At 70.1% G+C, this 26,777-nt stretch carries 22 protein-coding genes and 1 pseudogene; 15 read left to right on the plus strand and 8 right to left on the minus strand.

Annotated features, from left to right (window positions below; genetic code table 11):
• Positions 1–44: 44 nt before the first annotated feature.
• Positions 45–2,171 (minus strand): prolyl oligopeptidase family serine peptidase, encoded by a 2,127-nt coding sequence (locus ACLZN2_RS05470; RefSeq protein ID WP_416977210.1) that lies wholly within the window; start codon positions 2,169–2,171, stop codon positions 45–47.
• Between the two features lie 179 nt (positions 2,172–2,350).
• Between ACLZN2_RS05470 and ACLZN2_RS05475 the strand changes: the two genes are divergently transcribed.
• From ACLZN2_RS05475 to ACLZN2_RS05490, 4 genes are all read left to right on the plus strand, one after another.
• On the plus strand, positions 2,351–2,545 hold the full coding sequence (locus ACLZN2_RS05475; protein ID WP_055635483.1) for a hypothetical protein: 195 nt from the start codon (positions 2,351–2,353) through the stop codon (positions 2,543–2,545).
• 147 nt (positions 2,546–2,692) lie between these two features.
• Positions 2,693–6,310 (plus strand): DEAD/DEAH box helicase family protein, encoded by a 3,618-nt coding sequence (locus ACLZN2_RS05480; protein WP_416977211.1) that lies wholly within the window; start codon positions 2,693–2,695, stop codon positions 6,308–6,310.
• Between the two features lie 8 nt (positions 6,311–6,318).
• On the plus strand, positions 6,319–7,749 hold the full coding sequence (locus ACLZN2_RS05485) for a restriction endonuclease subunit S (RefSeq protein ID WP_416977256.1): 1,431 nt from the start codon (positions 6,319–6,321) through the stop codon (positions 7,747–7,749).
• Entirely contained in the window at positions 7,746–9,341 is a 1,596-nt protein-coding gene (locus ACLZN2_RS05490; RefSeq protein WP_416977212.1) for a type I restriction-modification system subunit M, read from the plus strand. Before ACLZN2_RS05485 ends, ACLZN2_RS05490 begins: the two co-directional genes overlap by 4 nt.
• 125 nt (positions 9,342–9,466) lie before the next feature.
• On the opposite strand, the gene ACLZN2_RS05495 is transcribed toward ACLZN2_RS05490, so the two are convergent.
• Positions 9,467–9,652, minus strand: coding sequence for a DUF397 domain-containing protein (locus ACLZN2_RS05495; protein ID WP_416977213.1), 186 nt, complete (start codon positions 9,650–9,652; stop codon positions 9,467–9,469).
• A pseudogene (locus ACLZN2_RS05500) lies at positions 9,649–10,525 on the minus strand (helix-turn-helix domain-containing protein). The gene ACLZN2_RS05495 and the pseudogene ACLZN2_RS05500 overlap by 4 nt, the downstream one beginning before the upstream one ends.
• Before the next feature lie 303 nt (positions 10,526–10,828).
• On the opposite strand from ACLZN2_RS05500, the gene ACLZN2_RS05505 reads away from it, so the two are divergent.
• The 7 genes from ACLZN2_RS05505 to ACLZN2_RS05535 all read left to right on the plus strand — a co-directional run bounded on the left by ACLZN2_RS05505 (position 10,829) and on the right by ACLZN2_RS05535 (position 18,115).
• Positions 10,829–11,374, plus strand: a complete 546-nt coding sequence (locus ACLZN2_RS05505) for an ATP-binding protein (RefSeq protein ID WP_416977214.1) — start codon at positions 10,829–10,831, stop codon at positions 11,372–11,374.
• Positions 11,375–11,516: 142 nt separating this feature from the next.
• Entirely contained in the window at positions 11,517–12,383 is an 867-nt protein-coding gene (locus tag ACLZN2_RS05510; protein ID WP_416977215.1) for a helix-turn-helix domain-containing protein, read from the plus strand.
• 29 nt (positions 12,384–12,412) lie between these two features.
• The gene (locus tag ACLZN2_RS05515) at positions 12,413–13,294 is read left to right on the plus strand and encodes a hypothetical protein (RefSeq protein WP_416977216.1); all 882 of its coding nucleotides are present in this window, start codon (positions 12,413–12,415) and stop codon (positions 13,292–13,294) included.
• Between the two features lie 193 nt (positions 13,295–13,487).
• Entirely contained in the window at positions 13,488–14,150 is a 663-nt protein-coding gene (locus tag ACLZN2_RS05520; protein ID WP_416977217.1) for a hypothetical protein, read from the plus strand.
• Positions 14,151–14,203: 53 nt separating this feature from the next.
• Positions 14,204–15,112, plus strand: a complete 909-nt coding sequence (gene mshB / locus ACLZN2_RS05525) for an N-acetyl-1-D-myo-inositol-2-amino-2-deoxy-alpha-D-glucopyranoside deacetylase (RefSeq protein ID WP_416977218.1) — start codon at positions 14,204–14,206, stop codon at positions 15,110–15,112.
• A complete protein-coding gene (locus ACLZN2_RS05530; RefSeq protein ID WP_416977219.1) occupies positions 15,112–15,522 on the plus strand; it encodes a DUF6113 family protein in 411 nt (136 codons plus the stop codon). The genes mshB and ACLZN2_RS05530 overlap by 1 nt, the downstream gene beginning before the upstream one ends.
• Before the next feature lie 154 nt (positions 15,523–15,676).
• Positions 15,677–18,115 carry a hypothetical protein gene (locus ACLZN2_RS05535; protein ID WP_416977220.1) on the plus strand — a complete coding sequence of 813 codons (2,439 nt, stop codon included), beginning with the start codon at positions 15,677–15,679 and terminating at the stop codon, positions 18,113–18,115.
• 130 nt (positions 18,116–18,245) lie between these two features.
• Here ACLZN2_RS05535 and ACLZN2_RS05540 read toward each other — a convergent pair whose 3' ends face one another.
• Together ACLZN2_RS05540 and ACLZN2_RS05545 are read right to left on the minus strand one after the other, a co-directional pair.
• Positions 18,246–19,088 carry a tetratricopeptide repeat protein gene (locus ACLZN2_RS05540; protein WP_416977221.1) on the minus strand — a complete coding sequence of 281 codons (843 nt, stop codon included), beginning with the start codon at positions 19,086–19,088 and terminating at the stop codon, positions 18,246–18,248.
• A complete protein-coding gene (locus tag ACLZN2_RS05545; RefSeq protein ID WP_416977257.1) occupies positions 19,085–20,116 on the minus strand; it encodes a GNAT family N-acetyltransferase in 1,032 nt (343 codons plus the stop codon). Before ACLZN2_RS05545 ends, ACLZN2_RS05540 begins: the two co-directional genes overlap by 4 nt.
• 140 nt (positions 20,117–20,256) lie before the next feature.
• Between ACLZN2_RS05545 and fdxA the strand changes: the two genes are divergently transcribed.
• On the plus strand, positions 20,257–20,577 hold the full coding sequence (gene fdxA, locus ACLZN2_RS05550; RefSeq protein ID WP_263212261.1) for a ferredoxin: 321 nt from the start codon (positions 20,257–20,259) through the stop codon (positions 20,575–20,577).
• A 116-nt stretch (positions 20,578–20,693) separates the two neighbouring features.
• On the plus strand, positions 20,694–21,794 hold the full coding sequence (locus ACLZN2_RS05555) for a bifunctional succinyldiaminopimelate transaminase/glutamate-prephenate aminotransferase (protein ID WP_416977222.1): 1,101 nt from the start codon (positions 20,694–20,696) through the stop codon (positions 21,792–21,794).
• Positions 21,795–22,037: 243 nt separating this feature from the next.
• On the opposite strand, the gene ACLZN2_RS05560 is transcribed toward ACLZN2_RS05555, so the two are convergent.
• Together ACLZN2_RS05560 and ACLZN2_RS05565 are read right to left on the minus strand one after the other, a co-directional pair.
• The gene (locus ACLZN2_RS05560) at positions 22,038–22,454 is read right to left on the minus strand and encodes an ATP-binding protein (protein WP_416977223.1); all 417 of its coding nucleotides are present in this window, start codon (positions 22,452–22,454) and stop codon (positions 22,038–22,040) included.
• A 306-nt stretch (positions 22,455–22,760) separates the two neighbouring features.
• The gene (locus tag ACLZN2_RS05565) at positions 22,761–23,741 is read right to left on the minus strand and encodes a heavy metal transporter (protein WP_416977224.1); all 981 of its coding nucleotides are present in this window, start codon (positions 23,739–23,741) and stop codon (positions 22,761–22,763) included.
• 93 nt (positions 23,742–23,834) lie between these two features.
• Here ACLZN2_RS05565 and dapE point away from each other — a divergent pair, with 93 nt between their 5' ends.
• Complete coding sequence (gene dapE / locus ACLZN2_RS05570; RefSeq protein ID WP_416977225.1) at positions 23,835–24,914, plus strand: succinyl-diaminopimelate desuccinylase; 1,080 nt, start codon at positions 23,835–23,837, stop codon at positions 24,912–24,914.
• A 97-nt stretch (positions 24,915–25,011) separates the two neighbouring features.
• Positions 25,012–25,782 carry a TIGR00730 family Rossman fold protein gene (locus tag ACLZN2_RS05575; protein WP_416977226.1) on the plus strand — a complete coding sequence of 257 codons (771 nt, stop codon included), beginning with the start codon at positions 25,012–25,014 and terminating at the stop codon, positions 25,780–25,782.
• Between the two features lie 11 nt (positions 25,783–25,793).
• Here the strand turns inward: ACLZN2_RS05575 and folP are convergent, their stop codons facing one another.
• Positions 25,794–26,654: a dihydropteroate synthase gene (gene folP / locus ACLZN2_RS05580; protein WP_416977227.1), complete on the minus strand. Its 861-nt coding sequence runs from the start codon at positions 26,652–26,654 to the stop codon at positions 25,794–25,796.
• Positions 26,655–26,777: the final 123 nt, after the last annotated feature.

Genomic DNA, 26,777 nt, shown 5'->3' on the forward strand with positions numbered 1-26,777 from the left:
AAACGGGCCGGGATGCGCCATGTCATCCCGGCCCGTTGCTTTGCCTACGCGAGCCCCAGCGAACGCTTCAGGAAGTCCACCTGAAGCAGCAGCAGGTTCTCCGCGACCTGTTCCTGCGGGGTCATGTGCGTGACGCCCGACAGCGGCAGCACCTCGTGCGGCCGGCCCGCCGCGAGCAGCGCCGAGGACAGCCGCAGGGCGTGCGCGACGACCACGTTGTCGTCGGCGAGGCCGTGCACGATCATCAGCGGCCGGTGCGGCTCGGCGGGCGCGGAGAGCCCCTCGTCGGTGACGAGCGAACTCTTCGCGTACGCCTCCGGGTTGGCCGCCGGGTCACCGAGATAGCGCTCGGTGTAGTGGGTGTCGTAGAGCCGCCAGTCGGTCACCGGGGCGCCCGCGATGCCCGCGTGGAAGACGTCCGGGCGGCGCAGCACCGCGAGCCCGGCCAGCCAGCCGCCGTAGGACCAGCCGCGGATCGCGACCCGGGTCAGGTCCAGGGGGTGGGACTTGGCCAAGTCCTGCAGCGCCTCGATCTGGTCGTCGAGGCTGACGGTGAAGTCGTGGTGGATCGCCTTCTCCCAGCCGGGGGAGCGGCCCGGGGTGCCCCGCCCGTCGGCGACGACCACCGCGAAGCCCTGGTCGGCGAACCACTGCGAGGTCAGATGCGCGTTGTGCGCGGCGAGGACCCGGGGGCCGTGGGGGCCGCCGTAGGGGTCCAGCAGAACCGGAAGGAGGGGTTGCGAGGTGTCACTGGGGTAGTCCGTAGGCATAAGCACGGCGCACGGGATCCGTCGTGCGCCCCCCTCGGTGAGCTGCACGCGCGGGGACAGACCGGGATCTTCCGCATACGACCGGACAGTCGCCGTCTGCTTCCCGTCCCCCAGAATCCGCACCAGGCTCCCGGGCCGGTCGAGCGCCGCCGACACCAGCACGGTCACGCCCCCGGCGCGCACCGCCGAGTGCACGCCGGGCTCCTGGGAGAGGCGCTCGACCCCGAGCTCGTTGACGCGGTAGACATGCACCTCGCCGGTCTCCGGCAGCTCGGCCTCCGCACCCGCCGACGCCGAGACCAGCACGTCGTCGGCGGTGACGTCCAGCACCGCCCGCACGTGCAACTGTGCTCCGGTCAGTGGACGTTCGCCGACCGCGAGGACCCGCGCACCGCCCTCGTCGGCGATCCGGACCAACTGTCCCGAAGGGCTCCAGCACGGCACCCCGGGGAAAAGATCCAGCCAAATCGGATCTTCGTCGGCGTGCACCATCCGGGTCGCCCCGGACTCGGCGTCCACCGCCAGGTACAGCTGGCTGCGCTGATCCCGCGCCTGGACGAGAAGCAGCGGCGCACCCGACCCTGACCAGTGCACTCGTGCCAGATACGGATACCGCGCACGGTCCCAGAGGACCTCCGTGCGTACCCCGTCCAGCCCGAGAACGAACAGCCTGACCTCCGCGTTGGCCGTCCCAGCAGCTGGATACGGCACGTGTTGTGGGTCACGTTTCGGCTGTGCGGGATCTGAGATCCACCACCGCTCCACGGGCGTGTCGTCCACCCGCGCCACCAGTAGCCGGTCCGACTCCGGAGCCCACCAGAACCCCCGCGAACGAGCCATCTCCTCGGCCGCGATGAACTCGGCCAATCCATAGGAAACCGTGTCGGATTCCGGCTCCGCTACCACCCGGTCGCCCTCTCCCTCGGCGCCCACGACCCGCAGCGCGCCCCCGGCGACATACGCGACGAGCCGCCCGTCAGGGGACGGACGGGGATCGACCACCGGCCCCGGCACCCGGATCTCCCGCGCCGTACCGGCCCGCAGCTCGGCCGTGAAAAGCCGCCCCGACAACGAGAAAGAGGCCAGCTCCACGGCCTCGTCGGTGGCGTAGCCGACGATCCCGGCCCCGCCCTCGCGACTGCGCTCACGGCGTGCCCGCTCCTCGGGCGAGAGGTTCTCCACGGCACCCCCGAGCAGGGCACGCGGATCGGCGGCCAGGTGCTCCGCACCATCCGCGGGATCGAGCACCCACAGGGCACCCGCGCGGTCCGTGCCGGAACCGGAGCGCAGGAACGCGACCCGGGAGCCGTCGGGGGCCACCGTGAACGAACGCGGCGCGCCGAGCGTGAAACGCTGGGTGCGGGCGTGGCGGCGGGGGAAGGAGTCGGACTCGGTCGTCATCCCCCGACCATATTGGCCATGCGCCCCCTTGTGCGGCTGTGCGCCGCGAGATGCGCACGTACTCGTAGTTATGATCACTAGCGCACTGTGGGTATGAACCTGCTGGCAGTTGTATGGATTTACAAGTTACCCCGCTCTGTTTTGCCCCCACGTTCCCGGGTTCTTGGAGGTGAGCCGCCGTGGCACTCTCGATTTCGGCGGTGGTGCTGCTGGCGATCATCGTCTTCTTGTTGATCAAGAAGTCAGGGCTGAAGGGCGGTCACGCGGTCGTCTGCATGCTGCTCGGCTTCTACCTCGCCTCCTCGACGATGGCGGGGACGATCAACGATCTGACGACGAGCGTGGCGAGCATGATCGGCAGCATCAAGTTCTGACGCTCGCCTTCTGACGCGCGTCGGCACGGGGGCTCCGGTGGGCGGTTGACCGGAGCTCGCCCTTCGCCGCCGTAGTCCGCGCCTTCCCCGCATCTGGATCCGTAAGCTTGACGGATCTGGGACAAGTGCTGGGCTGGAGCGGGGCGCGTGAACGGACACAACGCTGACGATCGGCTGCGGGAGCTGGCGAAGGCCTCGCCCAACTTCGGGCGTCTCTACGGCTACCAGCCCCTCCTCGCCATCTACGGCTCACAGGCCGAACTCACGGTCCTGACCAACCCGAACGCCGCGTACGTGAGCGCCGGCCAGTTCGGCGAGGTGCTGGCCGAGGAGTTCGTCACCCGTACGGGCACGCGTGTCGAGGGCACGACCCAGTTCGACCGCCTCAACGCGCTCACGCGTGCGGGCGTCCTCGTCGGCTGGAGCCGTGACGCCTTCGACAAGCTGCGCCGGGGCCGCAACGACGCCGCGCACAACCATCTCTTCGACACCACCAAGGCGCTCGAAGCGCTGAAGCTGTGCTGGCAGCTGGGTGACCTCTTCGACCGGGCCATGGGCGGCACGCGGACGGTGTCCGCCTTCGTCCCGCCGACGCTCCCGGCCGATGTGCCCTCCACCGACCCCGAGGAGATCGCGGAGCTTCAGGAGGCTTTGGAGGGGCACCGGCGGGCGCTGGCGGAGTCGCGCGTCAGGCTGTCCGAGACCAGCGATCGTCTGGAGGCCGAGCGGCGCGCCCGTGCCGAGGCGGAGGCGCTCATCGCCAACGTGCGGCAGTCCGAGTCGGCGTACACCGCCCAGATCGAGGAGTTGCTGGCCCAGGTCGCGGACCTGCGTGCCGCACACCAGCAGCGGTACGACCGTGAGCGCCTCCGGCCGCGCAAGGTCGCCTCCGCGGCCCGCGAGGCCATCGTCGAGCGCGCACAGCGCCCCGCGCCGCTCAACGAGGTACAGGCGCGCAAGAAGATCGACGCGATGCTGACCAGGGCGGGCTGGCTGATCCAGAGCAAGGCGGAGGCCAACCCGCTGGCGGGCCGGGGCGTCGCCATCGAGGAGTTCACTCTGGCGACCGGCCGCGCCGACTACGTCCTCTACGTCGACGGAAAGATCGTCGGCGTCATCGAGGCCAAGCGGGAGGGAACCGCGCTCGCCGGTGCGCTCGGTCAGAACGAGCGGTACGCGGCCGGTGTGCTCAAGGAACACGCGATGGCCGTATGGCGCCGGGACGAACCTTTCGCGTTCCGGTACGTCAGCACGGGCGCGGAAACGTACTTCCTCAACCGCGTCGACCCCGAGGCCCGCTCCCGTGAGGTCTTCGCCTTCCACCGTCCCGAGACGCTCGCGACCTGGATGAAGCGGACGGACGAGGAACCGGAGGCCCCGACCTTCCGCGCGGCCCTCCGCGCGAGCATGCCGCTCCTGGAGACCCACGGCCTGCGCATGGCCCAGGTGGAGGCCATCGCGGGCCTGGAGGTCTCCCTGGCCGCCGACCGACCCCGTGCCCTCATCCAGATGGCCACAGGCGCCGGCAAGACCTTCACGGCCGTCACGGAGACCTACCGCCTGCTCCGCCACGCGGGCGCCCGCCGGGTCCTGTTCCTCGTCGACCGCAACAACCTCGGCAGACAGGCACACGCCGAGTTCGACAAGTACCGCACACCCGACGAGAACCGGAAGCTGACCGACCTCTACAACGTCGACATGCTGGGCCGCAGCGGTCTCCAGGACACGTCGGCCGTCGTCATCTCGACGATCCAGCGGATGTACGCGCTGCTCAAGGGCGAAGAACTGCCGGACGGTTCGACGGGGTCGAACGAGGCGGAGGCCGGGGACCGCGAGGACGCGCAGGCGGACGCGCAGGCCTCGAACCTGGACGAGACCTACGCGGCGGACGAGCCGATCACGGTCGAGTACAACCCCGACGTCCCGATCGAGTCCTTCGACGTGATCGTCATCGACGAGTGCCACCGCTCGATCTACGGCCTGTGGCGCGGCGTCCTGGAGTACTTCGACGCCCACCTGGTCGGCCTCACGGCCACGCCGACCCGCCAGACCAAGGGCTTCTTCGACAACAACATGGTGTCGAGGTACACGTACGAGCAGGCCGTGGCCGACGGCGTCAACGTCGACTTCGACGTCGTGCGCGTCAACACCACCCTCCGCGAGGACGGCGGCGCGAAGATAGAGGCCGGTACGACAGTCCGCATCCGCGACCGCCAGACCCGCGCCCAGCGCTACGAGGAACTCGACGAGGACTTCGAGTACACGACCGCGCAGCTCGGCCGCTCGGTGATCACCGAGGACGAGATCCGGGCCGTGCTGACGACGTACAAGAACAACTGGCAGCGGTGGTTCCCGGGGCGAGTGGACCTCCCGAAGACTCTGGTCTTCGCGGCCGGAGACGATCACGCGGAAGAGGTGCTGAAGCAGGTCAAGGAGGTCTTCGGCCGGGGCGACGCGTTCGCCAAGAAGATCACGTACAGGTCGCGGCAGAACGGCGACGACCCCGACGCGCTCATCAACGACCTGCGCAACTCGCCCCGTCTGAGGGTGGCGGTGACGGTCGACATGATCGCCACGGGCACGGACGTGAGGCCGCTGGAGTGCGTGATCTTCCTCCGGTCGATCAAGAGCCCGGTCCTCTTCGAGCAGATGAAGGGCCGGGGCGCCCGCTCGATCGACGCGGACGAGCTGAAGGCGGTCACGCCGGACGCCGCACCCGACCTCACGAAGGACCGTTTCGTCCTGATCGACGCGGTGGGGGTGACGGACTCCCCTCTGGTGGACGCCCGCCCCCTGATCCCGGCGGGGGAGAAGAGCGTCTCCCTGGCGAAGCTGTTGGACAAGGCCGGTACACGGTCCCTGACGGCCGACGAGGCGGAGACGCTCGCGCGCCGCCTGGCCCGCATCGAGCGCCAGTTGGGGGAGGAGGAGAAGGGCCTGCTCGCTCAGACGTCCGGGGGTGTGAGCCTGGCCGACCTCGCCCGCAGGATCACGGACGCGGTGGATGTGGACACCCAGGACCAGGCTCGCCGGGAGGGCGGCGCCGAACTGGCCAGGAAGCTGGTCCAGGACGCGGTCGCCCCGCTGACCTCCCGTCCGGAGCTCCGGAAACTGATCCTGGAGATCCGCCACCAGCAGGACCTGACGTACGACGAGACGACGGAGGTCCGTGTCACCGAGATCCGCGAGATACCGCGCGAGGAGAGAGCCCGCAAGGAACTCGCCGAGTGGAACTCCCTGTTGGAGAAGGAGCAGCGGGACGAGAACGCGGCGATCCGGGTCGCGCTGGGGAGCGGGGCCCGTGTCAGCCCACACGAGGCACGGGACGCGCTGAAAGAGCTCGCGGGCAAGATCCGCGCGACGAACCGCGCCTGGACGACGAGCGTCCTCTGGGACCACTACGAGCAGCTCGGCAAGGCGGCTGCCGGCCCTGGCAAGGAGGCGGGCCTGGGTGACCTCGTCCGGCTCATCCGCTACGAGCTCGGCGCGGACGCCGAGCTGCGCCCGTACCGTACGGTGGTCGAGGAGCGCTTCGAGGGCTGGCTGCTGCGGCAGCGACAGGCGGGCGTGGAGTTCACCGAGGAGCAGGTGTGGTGGCTGGAGCGGATAAAGGACGCCATCGTCAACGACATCGGCATCGAGCCAGGAGACTTCGGGCACGCGCCGTTCACTGAGCGCGGCGGAGGCCGGGGCTTCATGCGGGCGTTCGGGGACAAGGACAAGGCGTTGGAACTGCTGGATGAGCTGAATCGGGAACTGGGTTGAGCGTGAGCGTGGATGGGGAGAGGGAGCTTCCGGCGGGGTGGGCCTGGGCGGCGCTGGGAGACGTAGCCGACACAGCGCTAGGGAAGATGCTGGACAAGAAGCAGTCCACTGGCCTGCATCCGACTCCGTACCTGCGGAATGTCAATGTGCAGTGGGGCCAGATCGACACAGATGACTTGCTGACGATGGACATCGAGCCGGATGACCTTTCCCGGTTCATGGTGTCCAAGGATGACCTGGTCGTCTGTGAAGGCGGAGAGGTCGGACGCTGTGCCATCTGGCACAAGGATGAGCCGATTGCGTTCCAGAAGGCACTTCACCGTGTACGCCCTTCGCGGGCGCTGGATAACAGGTACCTGCGCTATTACCTGGAATACGCCGCCAGCGCGGGAAAGCTGGCCAAGCTCTCCACCGGCAGCACCATCAAACATCTTCCGCAGCAGCGGTTGCGCGAGGTGCCGGTGCCGCTGCCGCCGCTCGCGGAGCAGCACCGCATCGTTGAGGCCCTCGAAGAGCAATTGCCAAGGCTGGACGCAGCCGAGGCCACAGTCAAGAGGGTGAGACACCGGAAGCCTCATTTGAGCGGTGCGTTCCGGGACGCCCTCATCCATGCCAATGGAGATCTGCCGACTGGTTGGCGCTGGGGTGAACTTGATGACGTCATCGAACGTGTGGAGGCTGGCAAATCATTCCGGTGTGATCCTCGCCCTGCTCTCGATGAGGAGTGGGGTGTAATCAAGGTGAGCGCGATGACATGGGGCGAGTTCCGGCAAGAAGAGCAGAAAGCGGTTCCGGTCGGCCGAGAGATCGATGCCCGCCACGAAATCAGGGTGGGGGACATCCTTGTCAGTCGCGCAAATACGCCTGAGTATGTAGGCGCTCCGGTTCTCGTTCGTCAAACAAGAACCCGACTCCTGCTCAGTGATAAAAGTCTGAGACTGGTACCCAAGTCAGGCGTGAATCGCAACTGGCTGATTACCGTACTGTCGGCCCCCTTGGTTCGTCGGCAGATTACGGCTAGGGCGACTGGTAGCAAGGACTCCATGCGAAACATTTCGCAGAAAGATCTGCTGTCCGTGAAGGTCCCTGTGCCGCCGGAGGACGAGCAGCAATCGCTGGCGGAGCGCGCGGACGAGCTGTTGACGGCGCTTGATGGAGCGGCGCGCGAGGTGGAGCGCGTTGCGGCACGGGCGGGCGCGCTACGCAGGGCTCTCCTTCGCCGTGCGTTCTCCGGCCAGTTGGTCTCCCAGGATCCAGCAGATGAAGACGCATCCGCTGTTCTGGCCCACGTTGCCGCCGAGCGCGCAGCGCAACCCAGGGCCACGCGCCCCCGCAGGAGCACCGGAAAGAAGGCCGCCGTACCCCGAGTCGCCATGCCCGCCGCCCCAGAACCAACCCCCGCCCCCGCCCTCGCCGTACAGCAGGAGTTCGACCTGTGACCGCCCCCGCAGACGCCCCGCAGCCCACTCCGGAAGCCGCCGAGACGGCCAAGGCCGTTGCCCAGACGAACACGCTCGTCTCCAAGCTCTGGAACTACTGCAACGTCCTCCGCGACAACGGCATGTCCACCATCGAGTACGTCGAGCAGCTCTCCTACCTGCTCTTCCTCAAGATGGTCGACGAGATCGAGAACGACCCGTGGGACGGCCAGGACATGAGCGCCATCGTCCCCGCCGACTACAACTGGAAGTCACTCGTCGGCAAGCGCGGCGCCGCCCTGGAGCAGCACTACCAGGCCACCCTCCTGCACCTCCGCAGCAAGCCCGACACCACCATCGGCACGATCTTCGCCGACGCCCAGAACCGGATCACCAAGCCGGCGCTCCTGGAGAAGCTGGTCGTCGAGCTGATCGGCCGCGAAGACTGGGCCATGACCGGCACGGACCTCAAGGGCGACGCCTACGAGGGCCTGCTTGCCAAGGGCGCATCCGACACCAAGACCGGCGCCGGCCAGTACTTCACCCCGCGCGCCCTGATCGACGCCATGATCGACGTCGTCCAGCCCGGCCCGGACGACACCATCACGGACCCCGCCTGCGGCACCGGCGGCTTCCTCATCGCGGCCCACTCCTACATCCGCGACCACCACATGAAGAAGATGTCGCTGGACGAGCGGAAGGCCTACGACGAGGGTCGCAAGATCTGGGGCAACGAACTCGTCACCGCCACCGCCCGCCTCGCCGCGATGAACATGCTCCTCCACGGCATCGGCAAGAGCGACGGCCCCAGCCTCATCCACGTCGGTGACGCCCTCGCCGACAAGCCCAGCGGCAAGCACGCCACCCTCGTCCTCGCGAACCCTCCCTTCGGCCGCAAGTCCGCGATCACGGTCATCGGCCAGGACGGCGAGGTCGAGAAGGAGGACATCCAGTACGACCGCGACGACTTCACCGCGACCACGACGAACAAGCAGCTGAACTTCCTCCAGCACATCATGTCGCTCACGGCGATCAACGGTCGTGCTGCTGTCGTCCTGCCGGACAACGTCCTCTTCGAGGGCGGCGCCGGTGAAAAGGTCCGCCGCAAGCTGCTCGACGAGTTCGACCTGCACACCATCCTGCGGCTGCCCACCGGCATCTTCTACGCAGGCGGCGTCAAGGCGAACGTCCTCTTCTTCGACAAGAAGCCCCCGCGCGCCGACGGCAAGCCCCTCACCACCGAGACCTGGATCTACGACTTCCGAACCGGCCAGCACTTCACCCTCAAGCAGCGCCCGTTGACCCGCGCCCACCTCGACGACTTCGTCGCGGCGTACCGGGTTGGTGAACCCCGGTCGGTCCGCGTGGAATCGGAGGACGAGAACGGCCCGTTCAAGAAGTTCAGTTACGAGGACCTGATCGCCCGCGACAAGGTCAACCTCGACATCACGTGGATGAAGGACCCCGCCCTCGAAGACGCCGACAGCGGTCTGCCGCCCGAGGTGATCGCCGAGGAGATCGTCCGCGACCTCCAGGCCGCCCTGAACGAGTTCACGGCCATCGCCCGCTCACTCGGCGGCGAGGTCGACGTACCGGAAGCCGAGGTCGAGTAGGTCGGCCCTTCGGGCAGGGCGATTGTGTGCGCTGAGTCTCAACGGCAGTCAGCAAAACCCCAGGTCGCCTCGTTGGCGCGTGAGACTCAGCGCACACAAAGTGGGCGACGCTCGTACCTTGTGGGTCAGCCTTCGGACGCGTACGACACGAAGTCGGCCCAGGCCTCCGGCGAGAGCTGGAGGCGGGGGCCGGCGGTGTGCTTGGAGTCACGGACGTGGATGGTGGCGGGGGTGGTGGCGATCTCGACGCAGTCACTCGGGTTGCTGCTGTCGCTGTAGCTGCTCTTGAACCACACCAGGTCCTGCATCATGTCTCTCCCCATAGTTGTTCGATGAAGGCCAGCGACTCCTGTGCGGTCAGAGCCTCGGCCCGGATGATGCCATAGCGGAGTTCGAGGATCCGGAGCTGCCTAGGGTCGTGGACAGGGCGGCCGTTGAACTCGTCGTCCATGCGCCCGACAGCCGCCGTCGCCGAACTTCAGCACCTGGATCCGTCCTCCGGTACCAGGGTGGTCCCAGCGGTCCGTCGGCATCACCTGAATTTCGACGCTCCGCAACTGTGCCACCTCCAGCAGGTGTTCGAGCTGTGCGCGCCACACCATGTTGCCGCCGACCGGCCGCCTGAGCGTCGTCTCTTCCAGGACGAAGCTGAACTCAGGGGCGGGTGAGCGGTCGAAGACCGTCTTCCGGGCCATGCGCGCTGCCACAGCCTGCTCCAGTTGCTCTTCCGGAGGGACCGGTCGTCGTGTCCCCAGCAACGCCCACGCATACTCCTTCGTCTGGAGCAGGCCGTGCAGATTGTGGTTGCCATACGAGAGCAACTCGACCGCCTTCGCCTCCATCTCCGCCAGATCCCGCACCTTCTTCGGGTACCGGACCTTCTCCACGTCCTCCTTCATCGCCGAGAGCAACCCACCCGCCCCCAACACCTCGTCCGCCCTGTCCAGGAACTCCGGCCGAGGGATCCTTTTCCCGCTCTCCAGCTTGTAGACCATGTCCTCGCCGTACCCGACGGCCTCCCCGAACCGGCAGGCCCGCATCCCCACCGCCTCCCGGCGCAGCTTCACCTGTCGCCCGACCGTCGCGACGACCGCAAGCCCCCACTCGTCATCCGGATCCACCTCCCAACCCGGCTCGTCCGCCTCGCCCTTGAGCCGTACCGCTTCGCCGTCCACCTGTGTCATCCCGCGTCCTCCCGTCGTACGTCCTGGCAACGACGCCCTACCCGTGCACACCACGCCGACCGGCCCGGACAGTGCTGGACAGAACCGGGTGGTCACCATACGTAGTGGCGTCGTCACAATTGACGGTAAGCGAGCATCGCGACCGCGTGTGAGGTGATCCGCGAAACAGGCATCCGTGAAGGTTCTTGCTGGACCCCGCCATATGCGGACAGCCTGGACACGGCCGGACAGCCGCCTGACAGTCGTCGTACGCAAGGGGCTGATCGCTGTTTGCGGCTAGTGATCACTGCCACTCTCAGTGACGTGATCCACGACACCGCCACCCCCGACGCCCGGTCCGAGCGCCCCGTCCGGGACTTCAGCGTGCTCCTGTCTTCCACTCCCCGCGGGGCACGCCTCGGCCGACTGCTTGCCGTTGAGCAACTCCGTTCCTGGGGCCTCCCCTTGGACCCGGCCCGGCAGATCGTCGCGGAACTCGCGGCCAACGCGGCCGTCCACGGCCGTATCCCCGGCCGGGACTTCCGGCTCAGCCTGTACGTCCTCGCAGGCACCCTTCGGATCGAGGTGACGGACACTCACGGTGACCGGCTGCCGCTTCTCCAGGACCCCGCCGCGGATGCCGAGTCAGGTCGTGGCCTCCTCCTCGTCGACGCGCTCGCCGACCGCTGGGGAGTGACGTCCGAGCTGTGCCCGCGCAAAACGGTCTGGGCCGAAGTGCAGCTCGCACCGGAACCCGATCGCCCGTGCTTCGGTGCGAGGGGCGGTCTCTTTTCCAAGGACCACGGCGGTGAAATGACCCGACCAAGCCCCACCCCTCCCGCCCGCCGGGCTTCTCACTCGCGCGAGTGAACATCGCCAACTGGACTGGATTCGCGGCCTATTGCCTGCCCTACTCTCAGCGCAACAACACACCGCAGAAATGCGACGGCCCCCGCCGGGACGGCAATCCCAGTGCGAGGGCCTGACCACCAAGGAAGATGAGTCCTTCCCGATGGATACGCAGAACCCTAGCGCGCCCGCGCACGCCCAGTCCCGTCCAGTCGCCAACAAACACCCGAATCGGCGGCACTTCGGCGGCCTCGTCCACGACAACGCCCGGCACACCGAACGCTTCACGGTGATCGGCAACCACCTCGCCCAGCACCAGGAGCTGTCCCTCGTCGCCATCGGCCTGGCGGTTCATATCCAGTCGCTGCCCAAGGGCGCCCAGGTCGACATCAAGTCCCTCACGTCCCGTTTCACCGAGGGCGCGACCCGTATCGCAGCCGCCCTGCGCGAACTGGAGGACCACGGCTACCTCCGACGCGAGCGGGAGCGCGTCTCCGGCGGGCGCATCGTCACGCGCACGATCTCGTGCAACCAGCCCGGCCATCACCGCCGTACAGCCACCGCCGACCACGCGCCCGGCGCCCCGGCCAAACCGAAGCGGTCCACACCCCGCAAGCCCCTCCCCGCCGTCCCGCGCCCCTCGCACCTCCACCCCAAGCTCCTTCAGGCGGCCATGGACCTCCTCGCCGATCTCCGCCGCCACGACCCCCGCCTCCTCCTGTCCGTCTGTGACGTCACCCACCTCGCCCCCGGCGTCGCCGCGTGGCTGGAGCGGGACGTCAGTGCCACAGCCGTACGACAGGCGCTCACCGCCGATCTCCCGCCCGAAGGGCCCCGCCGCCCGGCCGCGCTCCTGGCCCACCGCCTCACGGCGCTGCTGCCGCCCCCGCCCCCGTTCCGCGCCCCTGCCGCTCCGCCACCTGCCGTCCGGCACCCCGTGCGCAACTGCGACGGCTGCGACCGCGGCTTCCGCTCGCCCGAGCCGGGCGCTCGTTGCCGCGAGTGCCAGGCACGGGCGTCGGCTCGCTGAAAACCCAACCAAGCAAGTAAAGGAACCGCATGGTCAACTCGTCCCACGAGGCGATGCACCGCATCTTCCAGGAGTACCCCGGACTGTTCGCGGGCGTCTCCAAGGTGCTCGGCCTCCCCGTCATCCAGCCCACGTCCGTCACGGTGCTGCCGACCGATCTCACCGAGGCCAAGCCCGTTGAACGTCGTATCGACACCCTGCTGCGTTTCGACGGCGACGCCCCGATCCTGCTGGCTGTCGAAGCACAGAGCGCAAAGGACGCGAACAAACCCGCAAGCTGGGCCTACTACCTGTCCTTCCTCTACACGAAGTACAAAACCCCACCCCTGCTCCTGGTGGTCTGCCAGGATCGGCCCACAGCCGAGTGGGCCGCTCAACCCGTATCCATCGGCCCCGCATGGTGGGCCGCGCTGACACTGCGCCCGCTCGTGGCGGGTCCGCACAACATGCCCTTCATCACCGACCCGGACGAGGCCGGCGCCGACCTTGCGCTGGCTGCGCTGTCCGCCATCACACACGCGAAGGATCCCGACGTCGGTGTGATACTGAAGACGCTGTCCACCGCTCTGCGGAATGTGCCGGAGACCGTCGCCGACCCGATTATCGAACTCACCACACGAGGCCTGGACAGCATGCGTCGGGCCGCGGAATTCTGGAGGAACCTGGTGGCTGTGGACCTTTCTTTCTACAAGTCGTCGATCTCCGAAGAGATCCGTGACGAGGGGCGCGCGCAGGGTCGTGCCGAGGACATCCTGCTCGTCCTGCAAGCCCGCGGACTCGACGTCCCGGACGACATCCGCGAGCGCATCACCGCCTGCGACGACCCCGACCTTCTGCGCACCTGGCTCACCCGCGCAGTCACCGCAGCCTCCGCCGAGGGCATCTTCACCGAGCCGGAAGACGACGCCTGAGCCCTGGGGGAGCCGTCGAGCCCTGTCCCACCAGGGTCCGACGGCTCCCCAGCGGGACCGGCGTGATCCGGAAAGCGAAGGACCGGAATCGGTCACCTTCCTCTGAACAGCCCGTTCCCTCTTGACTGACCCCCGCGCCGCTCGGGAATCGTGCACGTAGAGATCGTGACGGAGAGTTCCTCGGGGGTTACCGGTGGCCGTTCCCAGACCGCAGACGCGTCAGTTCGAGGCGTTCATGACGAACCTGTCGTACGCCAGGCGCATGGTCGAGGCGGGCCGCATGCTGACCCCGTTCAAGTCGCCCAGGATCGACATCGACGACTTCTACCGGGCTGCCTGGGTGCAGGCCGTCGCCGCCATCGATCACTGGCTTCATGAGGAGGTCCTGCGCCGGGTCGCCGAGCTCGCGGCCAAGGACAGCCCCGAGATGCCGCACCAGCTGCGCGTGTACGAACTGCCGCTGCACAGGGTCGAGGCGGTGCGGCGAGGCGACGTCACCCTTCCCGAGGCCGTCGTCGAGCACCTGCGGGACAAGCTCGCGGCCCAGTCCCTCCAGCATCCCGGAAAGATCTCCGAGGTGCTCAAGCTCGTCACGGAGAAGAAGGTCTGGTACCTGTCCGCCGGATGGATCAACCAGACGTTCTTCCAGGGCCGCACCTCACGCAACGAGAAGACGCTTCGCAGCCGCTATCTGGAGATCACCCAACGGCGCAACAAGATCGCCCACGACGCCGACCTGATCGACGGCGACCTCGAGCAGCGCCGTCCCATCGACGAGGCCGCTGTGAACGACGCCATCGACTGGGTCGAGCGGATCGCGCTCGCCATCGCCCACGTGCTCGACGACGAGGGGTGACGGGCGGGCGGGGAGGTGACCGCCGGGCTGCTGTCGCCTCGTAGGGTGGTCCCATGACGGAACTGTCCGCTCGGCGGCTGCTCCTGGTGCACGCGCATCCGGACGACGAGTCGATCAACAACGGCGCGACCATGGCCCGGTACGCGGCCGAGGGTGCCCGGGTGACCCTGGTGACCTGCACCCTCGGGGAGCGCGGCGAGGTCATTCCGCCGCAGCTGCGGCATCTGACCGGCGCCGCCCTCGGCGAGCAGCGGCTGCGCGAGCTCACCGACGCCATGGCCGCACTCGGCGTCGGTGACTTCCGGCTGCTCGGCGGGGTGGGGCGGTACGGCGACTCCGGGATGATGGGGATCGCCGACAATGACGACCCCGACTGCTTCTGGCAGGCGAGTGTCGACGAGGCCGCCGCCGCGCTCGCCGAGGTGATCCTCGAGGTACGGCCCCACGTGGTCGTCGCCTATGACGACAACGGCGGCTACGGCCACCCCGACCACATCCAGGCCCACCGGGTCGCCCTGCGCGCCGTGGACTTCGCGGCCGGAGCCGATGTCGAGGGCGGGGCCGGCTGGAGTGTCCCCAAGGTCTACTACAACCGCGTCCCGCGTTCCGTCGCCGAGGCCGCCTTCGACCGGCTCCGGAAGGAGCTGCCGACGCTCCCCTTCACCAAGAGCGCGGCCGTCGCCGACGTACCCGGAGTCGTCGACGACGAGCGGATCACCACCGCGATCGACGGCACCGCGTACGCGCCCGCAAAGGCCGCCGCGATGCGCGCGCACGCCACCCAGATCGAGGTCGCCCCCGGCGAGCGCTACTTCGCCCTCTCCAACGAACTGGCCCAGCCCCTCTTCACCACCGAGTACTACGAGTTGGTGCGCGGGAGCCACGGGGGACCGGTACAGAACAGGGAGACCGACCTGTTCGCCGGAGTCGCCGGAGTCGCCGGAGTCGAGGAGGCCGTCTGATGTCCGGTCCCGGTTCGATGCTCGCCCAGCCCCTCCAGCCGCCCTCCGCCGGACGGATCGCCGCCTATCTCGGGCTCCTTGTCCTCGGCGCGGTCACCGGTGTCGCCGGTGCGCTCGTCCAGGCCGGGCTGTTCCCCGGCGGGCTGCTGCTCGCGCTCGCCGGCGCGGCCGGGCTGTTCCTCGGCGGCGCCCGGGCCGCGAACAGCCGCGCCGGAGCGGTCGCGCCCGCCGCCGGCTGGATGATCGCCGTAATCCTGTGCACCGCGGGCCGACCCGAAGGGGACTTCCTGTTCGGCGCGGGAGGCGGCTCCTACCTCTTCCTGCTCGGTGGCATGGCCCTCGCTGTGATCTGCGCCACCCTTGGGCCGGGGAGGCAACCGGACGGTCCCGACGTCCGACTTGGCAAGTGACGTACTACTTCGCGAAGGCGCGGGCGTTCGAGTCGTGTGTGGTTTTCAACGGCGGTCGTGGGATACGCGCCAGAAGTGGCCAGTATGGTGGTGCGCGCCGCCGAGCTGCCCGTGAGGTCGTGGCGGGCGGCGGAGCCAAACTGGAGAACCTGCCTTGAGTCGTGAAACTGACAGTCCGTCCTCCGGGTCCAACGGGCGCGGCGGGGCCGCGTACCCCTCGGGTACGCCGCCGTACGGCATCCCCGTGGTGCCCGACGCCGGTGCGGACGCGGGCCGTTCGGCCGCCCAGCCGGAGGAACGCAAGACCGAGACCACGCTGACGACCCGGATCCGGATCAACATCCCCGGTTCCCGGCCCATTCCGCCGGTCGTCGTGCGCAAGCCCGTCGCGGACTCCGAGAGCGACGGCAACGGCACCGGCGCCGACGCGCAGCCGGGGCCCGCCGCGGGCGCCAAGAACTCCAGCGGGCCCTCCGGGTCCGCCGGATCCGACACGGGCACCTTCGAGCTGCCCGCCGAACCCGCCCCCGCCGCCGCCGAGGAGAAGGCGAGCGACTGGTTCGCCCCGCGCAAGTCCGGGCCCGCCAAGGGCGGTCAGGGTGGCGGCGCCACCAACGGGGCGGGCATTCCGGGCGGTTCCGCCACGGGTGCGGGCGCTTCCGGCACTTCGGGTGCCTCGGGTGCGTCGTCCGCGCCGGGTGCTTCGGCCGGTGGCGCGCGGCCCGGTGCCGGGCGACCGGCCGGTGGGCGGCCCGGTGGCGTGGTCGGCTCCATGAGCGCGCCGATCGGATCCCGTCCGGGCGGCACCAACGGCGCCGGGCTCCCCGGTGCCACCGGCGGTCCGGTGGCTCCCGGGCACGGTGGCGGCACCGGTTCCTTCGACGTGACCGAGGCGCTGACCGCGGGCCCGCTCGGCACGTCCCGACCGCCGCAGGGCGGCGCCGAGGCGCGCCGCGACGACCTGCCGTACTTCTCGGAGAGCGGCCGCGGCGACCAGCAGGGCTTCCCCGGGACGAACGGCCGGGCCCCCGGCTCCGGCAGCCCGCACGAGTTCAACGCGCCGACCGGTGGTCCGGGCAGCCGGCACGACTTCAACGGCCCCGACGGGCCCTCCGGCCCCCATGGCCTCGGCGGCCCGCAGGGCCCCATGGGCCCGACCGGCGGCCCGGTCACGGGTGACGGCCCGATGGTGCCCCCGGTGGCGCAGAGCGCGGCCGGCACGGCCGTCGGCGCCCCCGGCACCCAGGGCACGCCCGGCAACCCCAACGGCTACGGCGGACCCGGTCGGCCGGGTGGCCCCGGTGGCCCGCGTACCGCCGCTCCCGGCACCGGCACGGGAACCGGCCCCGCCACGGGCCGCCTCCCCGGTGGCGGTCTGAGCGACGACACCGCGGTCCTCACCCCGCAGAAGCCCGCCCCCGAGCCGGGCGGCATGGGCGGCGGCTTCGGCCGTCCCGCCGACAACGTCTCCGGGCACACCGTCACCAGCGGCATCCCGGTCGTGCCCTCCGGTGCCCAGGGCGGCCCCGGCGCGCCCGCGCCCTTCGCACCCGGCGGCACGCAGGGCGGCGGCCCCGGGGCGAGGACCGCGCCCAAGTCGGCCGCCGCGTCCGCGCAGAACGCGTCCGACTCCAAGAAGAAAAAGAAGAAGGGCCGCAGCAAGCTGGTCCTGCTCGGCGGGGTCCTGGTCCTCGGCGGTGTCGGCGTCTACGGCGCCGGACTGCTGATGAACCACTCCGACGTGCCCAAGGGCACCACCGTGTTCGGCGTCGACATCGGCGGCAGCACCCGTGACGAGGCCGTCGCGAAGCTCGACGACGCCTTCGAGAAGCGGGCCGCACAGGCGCTGAAGCTGTCCGTCGACGGTGACACCGTCTCCCTCAAGCCGGACCAGGCGGGCCTGCAGTTCGACATCCAGGCCACGGTCGACGACGCCGCGAAGAGCGACTACAACCCGGTCTCCGTGATCGGCTCGCTGTTCGGGCAGCACCGCGAGATCGAGCCCGAGCTGCCGGTCGACGAGGAGAAGCTCCAGGCGGCGCTGCAGAGCGCGGCGGGCGGCTCCGGCTCGGCCACCGACGGCACGATCAAGTTCGAGTCGGGCAAGGCCGTCGCGGTCTACGGCAAGGCGGGCAAGGGCATCGACGCGGCGAAGGCCGGGGAGGCCGTCGTAGCGGGGTACCGCACCCAGGTGGAGACCGGCTCCGCCGCCGCGGTGAACGTCCCGACCACGGCCAAGCAGCCGACGATCACCGACGCCGAGGTCGACCGCATGATGAAGGAGTTCGCCGAACCGGCGATGTCCGCGAACGTCAAGATCCAGGTCAAGGGCACCGCCCAGGGCATCGAGTTCAGCCCGAAGAACTCGCTGTGGAAGTTCCTCGGCGTCAAGGCCGTCGACGGCAAGCTGGTCGAGGCATACGACCAGGAGGCCCTGAAGGAGCTGTACGGCGGCACCTTCGACGGCGTCCTGATCACCCGCGGCACCGGCCAGAAGACGGCCGTCACCGTCCAGGACGTCATCGGCGCCCTGCGCCCGGCCCTGAAGAGCACCACGGACCGGACCGCGGTCATCGACACCAACCCGAGCTGACCCGTCGGCAGTACCGCATGACATGACATCTGTCATGCGGTACTGCTTTTAGGGGCGCGGGGCTGTATAGATTTGCGGCTCCGCCGCGTGGGCGCGCGCAACCACCCCAGCCCGCACCCGCCCCCCGGCACTAATTCAGCATCGCGCGAGCCGCATGAGCCTCCCGCCGTACCCGTGCCGCCGCGGGCTCGTCCACCACCTCCACCAGCGAGGCGTACTCCTCCAACTCCGCCGCCCCACCCAGGAAATCCCCCCGCTGCACGAGCAACGCCCCCTTCTCGTACCGCAACCGAGCCGGATGAGAAGGGACCAGCAGCGACAACTCCACCGCCCACAACCCCACATCCGAGCGCTCGGGCCGAGCCGCGGCCCACGACCGGATGTTGTTCAGGATCCGCATCACCACGGACAACGGCTCCGCCGGCACCAGCATCGACGGCTCCAGCCGCGCCGCGCCCGCCCCGGCCACCAGCAGCTCCGCGTCGTCGGCCGACAGCACCCGGCCCCCGTCGAACGGATCGACCAGCACCTGCCGTTCGAGATCCTCCGGCGGTCCGAACCCCACCACGAAGTGCCCCGGCAGCGCGACCCCGTACACCGGCGCCCCCGCCCGCCGCGCGACCTCGACCCACACCACCGACAGCAGGATCGGCAGCCCCCGCCGCCGTAGCAGCACCTGATGCAGCAGCGAGGACTCGAGCCGCTGGTAGTCCGCGCCGGAGCCGCGGAACCCGTACCGCCCGCCCAGCAGCTCCTCCAGCGCGAGCGCCCACGCCCGCGCCCCGCCCGGCCGGTACGGCAGCTCCCCGGCCAGCCGGTCGAGCTCCGCCTGCGCGGCGTCCACCCCGGCCTCGCCCAGCTCCGGGTCGGCCGCCGCGCCCACCAGCAGACACAGCGCCGCCAGATCGGGCCGCTCGGCCCGCGCCTCCTCGGCGAACAGCCGCCGTACCTCTGCGGGGTCGTACGCGCTCACGACGGCTCCCGGTAGTGGTGGTAGGCGTGATGCGCCGAGAACCCCATCCCGGCGTACAGCGTCCGCGCCCCCGCGTTCTCCTCCTCCACCTGCAGCCAGGCGGCCGAGGCGCCCTCGTCCAGCGCCCGCCCGGCCAACGCGGCCATCACCCTCGTGGCGAGCCCCCTGCGGCGCTGCGCGGGATCGACCTCGACGGCGGCGAACCCGGCCCACCGCCCGTCCACGACACACCGCCCGATCGCCGCGGGCGCGCCGCCGGCCGCACCGGGTATCGACGCGAACCACACCGACGGTCCTCCCCCACTCTCGGCTTCGCTCGAGCGGGGGGACCCCCATCCCAGCACTCTCAGAGCCACCTCGCTCACTCCCTTGCGCTGATACCGGGCCAGCCACGCCTCGTCGGCCTCCCTGGCCAGCACCACACCCTCAGCGTCCGCCCGGTCGGCGACCGGCGCCAGCGCCCCGGTCCACAACGCGGCGGTCACCTCACGCACCCACCCGCGCCGCTCCAGTTCCGCGCAGAGCAGCTCCTGGGTCCCCTCGGCGCCGGTGGCGGTCTGCACATAGGCGGGCAGGCCGCGCTCTCCGTACCAGCGTCGTACGGCCTCCAGGGCGCCGTCGAGCGGCAGGCCGGGGTCGCCGAGCGGCAGCACGGAGTTGGCGCGGCGGGTGAACCCGGAGGCGGCCCGCAGCTCCCACTCGCCGAGCCGCTCGCTCTCCACCGGCCGCCAGGCCCGCGAGGCGACCCGGGCCAGCTCCTCGTACGACGCGGCGGGCCCCCGGCGGCGGGCCGGGGCGGCCGGGACGACCTTCCCCGCGACCAGCGAGGACTCGTCAATCCGGACGGCCTCACCACTCTTCCGTGTGATCACGAGCACACCCTTGTCCCATGATGTGAGAACACCCACCGTGTCGGTGAATTTCCCCTCCGTGACTCCAGGGTCGCTCAACCGTCGTACCGAGACGCGTTTGCCCACGTCAGCAGCGGTGATACGGACCTCGAGGCGTCCGTAGGCCGAGATTTCCACTGGTCGGTCCACCCCTCCTGTTCGGATCATGCCCAGGAACGGAGATACTAGGGGCGGGCATCGACGACGCCGCGCTCCCGCGCGCCAGGCGGCAGGGCCTGAGGAGGCCCGCCAGCGCCCTATCGAGGAGGAACGACAGCGTGACCTACGTCATCGCGCAGCCTTGTGTCGACGTGAAGGACAAGGCGTGCATCGAGGAGTGCCCGGTCGACTGCATCTACGAGGGCCAGCGGTCCTTGTACATCCACCCGGACGAATGCGTCGACTGTGGTGCCTGTGAGCCGGTCTGCCCGGTCGAGGCGATCTTCTACGAGGACGACACTCCGGAGGAGTGGAAGGACTACTACAAGGCGAACGTCGAGTTCTTCGACGAGCTCGGCTCGCCCGGCGGCGCCAGCAAGCTGGGTCTGATCGAGCGCGACCACCCCCTCATCGCCGCGCTGCCGCCGCAGGCCGAGTAACCGCATCAGCGGCCCGCACCAACCGTGCCGCCTCGGTCCCGTACGGCCTGACGAGCTCTGCCGGCCATGCGGGACCGAGGCGTTTGCCGTCCGCAGAAGAAAGTGAGCCAGAAACCGTGTCCGCAGTCTCCGACCGCCTGCCCACGTTCCCCTGGGACAAGCTGGAGCCGTACAAGAAGAAGGCCGCCTCGCATCCGGACGGCATCGTCGACCTCTCCGTCGGCACCCCGGTCGACCCGGTCCCCGAGCTGATCCAGAAGGCTCTGATCGACGCGGCGGACTCCCCGGGCTACCCGACGGTCTGGGGCACCCCGGCGCTGCGCGACGCGATCACCGGCTGGCTGGAGCGCCGCCTCGGTGCCCGTGAGGTCACCCACCGGCACGTCCTGCCGATCGTCGGCTCCAAGGAACTCGTCGCCTGGCTCCCCACCCAGCTGGGCCTCGGCCCCGGCGACAGGGTCGCGTATCCGCGCCTCGCCTACCCGACGTACGAGGTCGGCGCCCGCCTGGCGCGCGCCGCGTACGAGGTCTACGACGACCCGACCGAGCTCGACCCGGAGGGCCTGAGGCTCCTCTGGCTGAACTCCCCGTCGAACCCCACAGGCAAGGTCCTCTCGAAGCAGGAGCTGACCCGGATCGTCGCCTGGGCCCGCGAGCACGGCGTCCTGCTCTTCTCCGACGAGTGCTACCTCGAACTGGGCTGGGAGGCCGACCCCGTCTCGGTGCTGCACCCGGACGTGAACGGCGGCTCGTACGACGGCATCGTCGCGGTCCACTCGCTCTCCAAGCGCTCGAACCTCGCGGGCTACCGCGCCGCCTTCCTGGCCGGCGACCCCGCGGTCCTCGCTCCGCTGCTGGAGATCCGCAAGCACGGCGGCATGATGACCTCCGCCCCCACCCAGGCGGCGGTCGTGGCGGCCCTCGGCGACGACACCCACGTCCACGAGCAGCGCGCCCGCTACGCCGCCCGGCGCACCCTCCTGCGCGAGGCCCTCCTCGCCCACGGCTTCCGCATCGAACACAGCGAGGCCAGTCTCTACCTCTGGGCCACCCGCGACGAATCCTGCTGGGACACCGTCTCCCACCTCGCCGACCAGGGCATCCTGGTCGCCCCCGGCGACTTCTACGGCGAGGCAGGCGCAACCTTCGTACGAGTAGCCCTGACAGCAACGGACGAACGCGTACAGGCAGCGGCAGAACGACTGAGAGCAAGTTAGTCCCGCTGCCCCGCTGCCCCGCTGCCCCGCTGTCCCGCTGTCCCGCTGTCCCGCTGTCCTGCTGCGCCGCTGTGCCGCTGTGCCGCTGTGCCGCTGTGGGCAATCGTTCCGCTGGGGGTCCCCCCAGGCCGTTCAGGCACTGGGGGAGGAACGGGTGGGCACAGCCTGCAGCACCGGGTGCAGGACAACGGGGTCCAGGGAAAACCCTGGACCCCGCCAACCTCACCGGCCAAAGCCCGGCGCTCAGCCGATCGGCAGACCCTTCAGCGGCCCACCCCCGGGCAGCCCACCCTTCGTCGCCGACTTCGCGGTGTCCCCGAGGACACCCCCGGCGGCCCCCGCGGCCTCCCCGGCCACCTTCTGCACGGCCGGCGTCGCCTTCTTCACGGCCTTGCCGCCGCTCTTGCCCGCGGTCGGCACCGCCTTCTCGACGGCCTTGCCGCCGGCGTCACCCGCGAGCCCGGCCGCACCGCGCGTCGCGCCGTCGAGCGTGTTGCCGACGTTCGCCCCGTCCAGGGCGGTCAGCCCGCCGAGGTTCGGGGTGGCGGGCAGGGTGGAGGGGGCAGCGCTCGCGGAGCCGGCCGCACCGACCCCGGCGGCCGCTCCCGCGGCGACAAGCAGCGCGGCACGGGCGATCCTGCGGGTCAGGGGGAGGGACATGGTGCTCCTTCGACGGGAGAGAACAGAGAACGCTGTGACTACCGCTCGAAGCCCGCGAAGGTTGCGCACGCCCGACGTAAAGAGTTGGCAATGCGTCGCATTATCGGGATGCGGGCAAAGTCGGGCGAACACCACCCGATAAGCACCCGATGTGAAAGTCCGCCGAACCGCCCGGGCCCAGTGCCCCCAAGGGCTGTACCGCACCCGCGGGTGGCGGCGCGAGAACCTGCGCACCAGGCCGCCCCGGCACCCGGTATCCCACCCGCCCGGGTGAAGACCCGTACTACTGCCCGGCTACGGCCCGTATTACTGCCCGGTCACGATCCGCACACTGCCCGTGCCGCCGCCCGACCCCGACGCGCCCGCGGCCTCCGTGCTGCCCGAACCCGTCGGGCGCCACTGGCTGTCGGTGTTCCCGGCGGTCCACTCCTGGCCCGCGTACGACACCTGTTCGATGTGCAGCGCCGAGGCGTTGGCCACGGCCCAGTGCGCCAGCTGCCAGCCCCGCTCCTGGACGGTGCGCCCCGCGGAGGTCTCCCGCGAGACGGGCAGCGTCACGGTCCGCCCGTCGGTCTCGGCGCTGGGCACACCCTCCTCCGAGCCCTCCGACTCCTCCGACTCCTCCAGCGCGTCCCGCCCGAAGTCCCGGGAGAGTGCCGCGCGCACCGCGTCCGGGCCCGTGGTCGTCACGGCGACGCCCAGGCGCCCGTCGCAGGTCAGCGTGGCCGCCGAGCTCCCGGTGAGCGCGGCGGCCAGCATCACGGCATCCGCCTCGTGCTTGGCGTACGCCTCCGGGTAGCCGCTGCGCTGCACCTTCTGCGCGGCGACGGTGAGCGGGAGTTCGGTGTAGTCGGGCACCTTGGCGAGGTGCTCGTAGAAGATGCTGGAGGCGTACGCAGGGTCCGTGACCTGTTTCTCGGTGCCCCAGCCCTGCGAGGGGCGCTGCTGGAACAGGCCGAGCGAGTCCCGGTCGCCGTGGGTGAGGTTGCGCAGCCCCGACTCCTGGATCGCGGTCGCCAGCGCGATGGCCACGGCCCGCTCGGGCAGCTCCCGGTTGGTGCCGACGGCGGCGATCGTCGCCGCGTTCACCGCCTGCTCGGGCGTGAACTCGTACGTCGCCTTGTCCGCCGCCGTACCCGAAACGACTCTGCACCCGGGATCGTCGGCCCCGCCGGTGACGTACTGGACCACGACATAGCCGGCGACGGCGGACAGGACCACGCAGGCCGCCCCGAAACGGAGAAGGCGACGGCCGCGGCGCTTGGGAGAGGGGGACAGCTCTGGCACGCGTACAAGGTACTGGAGAGTACGGAAGCGGAGGAGGCTCGTGCGAAGCCTGTGAAGAGCGGGACGGAGATCTGGCGCGTTAGGGTCGACGCCATGGCCGACACCCCCCTTGATCTCACTCTGGACGCCGCCGCCCTCACCGCGCAGCTCGTCGACTTCCCCTCCGAGAGCGGCACCGAGAAGCCCCTCGCGGACGCGATCGAGACCGCACTGCGCGCGCTGCCGCACCTCACGGTGGACCGGTACGGCAACAACGTGATCGCCCGGACGAACCTCGGCCTCCCGGAGCGGGTCGTTCTCGCCGGCCACATCGACACCGTCCCGATCGCGGACAACGTCCCCTCGCGCCTCGACGAGGACGGGGTCCTGTGGGGCTGCGGCACCTGCGACATGAAGGCGGGCGTCGCCGTACAGCTCCGTGTCGCCGCGACGGTCCCGGCCCCCAACCGCGACCTGACGTTCGTCTTCTACGACAACGAGGAGGTCGCCGCCGACCTCAACGGCCTCAAGCATGTCGCCGAGGCGCACCCGGAGTGGCTCGTGGGCGACTTCGCGGTCCTGCTGGAGCCGTCGGACGGCCAGGTCGAGGGCGGCTGCCAGGGCACCCTGCGCGTGCTGCTGAAGACCTCCGGCGAGCGGGCCCACTCGGCGCGCGGCTGGATGGGCTCCAACGCGATCCACGCCGCCGCCCCCGTCCTGGCGCGGCTCGCGGAGTACAAGCCGCGGTGGCCGGTCATCGACGGCCTGGAGTACCGCGAGGGCCTCAACGCGGTGGGCATCAGGGGCGGGGTCGCGGGCAACGTCATCCCCGACGAGTGCGTGGTCACGGTCAACTTCCGCTACGCGCCGGACCGCAGCGAGGAGGAGGCGATCGAGCATGTGCGGGAGGTCTTCGCCGACTGCGGTGTGACGGAGTTCGTCGTCGACGACCACAGCCCCGGCGCCCTGCCCGGGCTCTCCCACCCGGCGGCGGCCGCGTTCATCGAGGCGGTGGGCGGCACCCCGATGCCCAAGTACGGCTGGACCGACGTGAGCCGCTTCTCGGCGCTCGGCATCCCGGCGGTCAACTACGGCCCCGGCAACCCGCATCTGGCCCACAAGCGTGACGAACGCGTCGAGGTGGCGAAGGTCCTGGCGGGGGAGGAGCGGCTGCGGGCCTGGCTCAGCAGCTGATCCGGCCGCTTTTGTACCGGACACTCCGACGTCCCCCGTCCGTAACCCGCGCGGATCTACGCTGGCACGGAAAGACCTGCAAGCGGAGGGAGCGCACATGGCTACCGGAAACCCCGAGGGGAAGAAGCAGCCGCCGGACGAGCAGCGGCTGGGACCGGTCCTCCGACGGCGGGGTCAGGTCACGGCGAGCACCACCGACCAGCGGCTGCTGGACGCGGGAGGCCCCTCGGACTGGGTCCACACGGACCCCTGGCGTGTCCTGCGCATCCAGTCGGAGTTCATCGAGGGCTTCGGCACCCTGGCCGAACTCCCCCCGGCGATCAGCGTGTTCGGCTCCGCCCGGACGCCCGTCGACTCCCCGGAGTACGAGGCGGGCGTCCGCCTCGGCCGGGGGCTGGTCGACGCCGGCTGGGCGGTGATCACGGGCGGCGGCCCGGGCGCGATGGAGGCGGCGAACAAGGGCGCGTGCGAGGCGGGCGGCACCTCGGTCGGCCTCGGCATCGAGCTCCCCTTCGAACAGGGCCTCAATCCCTACGTCGACATCGGCCTGAACTTCCGTTACTTCTTCGTCCGCAAGATGATGTTCGTGAAGTACGCGCAGGGCTTCGTGGTCCTGCCCGGCGGACTCGGCACCCTGGACGAGCTCTTCGAGGCCCTCACCCTCGTCCAGACCCAGAAGGTGACCCGCTTCCCGATCGTCCTCTTCGGCACGGAGTACTGGGGCGGACTGGTCGACTGGCTGAAGAACACCCTGGTCGCCCAGGGCAAGGCGGCCGAGAAGGACCTCCTCCTCTTCCACGTCACGGACGACGTGGAGGAAGCGGTCGCCCTGGTCTCCAAGGAAGCGGCCCGCGACCAGGACGTCTGAGTACCCAGCCGCTACGCGAGTCCGCGTCGGGCCACCGCCGGTGGGCGGTGGCCCGCGATGGACGCCACCATGTCCAGCACCTGCCGGGTCTCCGCGACCTCGTGCACCCGGTACACCTGGGCCCCGAGCCACGCGGACACGGCGGTCGTCGCCAGGGTCCCGAGGACCCGCTCCTTCACCGGCCGGTCCAGCGTCTCCCCGACGAAGTCCTTGTTGGACAGCGACACCAGCACCGGCCAGCCCGTCTCCACCATCTCCGGCAGCCGCCGCGTCGCCTCCAGACTGTGCCGGGTGCTCTTCCCGAAGTCGTGCCCGGGATCGATCAGGATCGACTCCCTCGGCACCCCCAGCTCCGCCGCCCGCTCCGCCAGCCCCACGGTCACCCGCAGGATGTCGGCCATGACGTCGTCGTACGTCACCCGGTGCGGCCGCGTACGGGGCTCCGCGTCTCCCGCGTGCGTGCACACCAGCCCCACCCCGTACCGCGCGGCGACCTCCGCGAGTCCGGGATCCACCCCGCCCCACGCGTCGTTCAGCAGATCCGCGCCCGCCTCGCAGACGGCCTCGCCGACCTCGGCCCGCCAGGTGTCCACGCTGATGATCACATCCGGGAAGCGCCGCCGCACCTCCGCCACGAAGCCGACCGTGCGCCGCGCCTCCTCCTCGGCGCTCACCTCTTCGCCGGGCCCGGCCTTCACCCCGCCGATGTCGACGATTGCGGCACCCTCCGACACCGCCTGCTCCACCCGCGCCAGCGCCGGCTCGTCCCGGAACGTGGCTCCCTGGTCGTAGAACGAGTCCGGCGTCCGGTTCACGATCCCCATGATCACCGGCTCGTGGGCCCCGAATTCCCGTCTGCCCAGCCTGAGCATCGCCTGTGACCTCTCCTAGTACGTGCCGCGCATCCGCCGCCTGTGACCCTAACCGGCGGGCCCGCATGGCACGATCGGACCCACACACATCCGAGATCGAGCACAGCGAGCGTGGAGACCCAC

The sequence above is a fragment of the Streptomyces sp. T028 genome (assembly GCF_048159505.1).
Lineage (GTDB): Bacteria > Actinomycetota > Actinomycetes > Streptomycetales > Streptomycetaceae > Streptomyces.

What these genes read in the sequence shown, in the direction of transcription:
- ACLZN2_RS05530 (WP_416977219.1), top strand. Translation starts at nt 15,112, where the DNA reads ATGTCCGGTCCCGGTTCGATGCTCGCCCAGCCCCTCCAGCCGCCCTCC.
- dapE (WP_416977225.1), top strand. Translation starts at nt 23,835, where the DNA reads ATGGCCGACACCCCCCTTGATCTCACTCTGGACGCCGCCGCCCTCACC.
- ACLZN2_RS05515 (WP_416977216.1), top strand. Translation starts at nt 12,413, where the DNA reads ATGGTCAACTCGTCCCACGAGGCGATGCACCGCATCTTCCAGGAGTAC.
- ACLZN2_RS05575 (WP_416977226.1), top strand. Translation starts at nt 25,012, where the DNA reads ATGGCTACCGGAAACCCCGAGGGGAAGAAGCAGCCGCCGGACGAGCAG.
- mshB (WP_416977218.1), top strand. Translation starts at nt 14,204, where the DNA reads ATGACGGAACTGTCCGCTCGGCGGCTGCTCCTGGTGCACGCGCATCCG.
- ACLZN2_RS05510 (WP_416977215.1), top strand. Translation starts at nt 11,517, where the DNA reads ATGGATACGCAGAACCCTAGCGCGCCCGCGCACGCCCAGTCCCGTCCA.
- ACLZN2_RS05495 (WP_416977213.1), bottom strand. Translation starts at nt 9,652, where the DNA reads ATGATGCAGGACCTGGTGTGGTTCAAGAGCAGCTACAGCGACAGCAGC.
- folP (WP_416977227.1), bottom strand. Translation starts at nt 26,654, where the DNA reads ATGCTCAGGCTGGGCAGACGGGAATTCGGGGCCCACGAGCCGGTGATC.
- ACLZN2_RS05560 (WP_416977223.1), bottom strand. Translation starts at nt 22,454, where the DNA reads ATGTCCCTCCCCCTGACCCGCAGGATCGCCCGTGCCGCGCTGCTTGTC.
- ACLZN2_RS05470 (WP_416977210.1), bottom strand. Translation starts at nt 2,171, where the DNA reads ATGACGACCGAGTCCGACTCCTTCCCCCGCCGCCACGCCCGCACCCAG.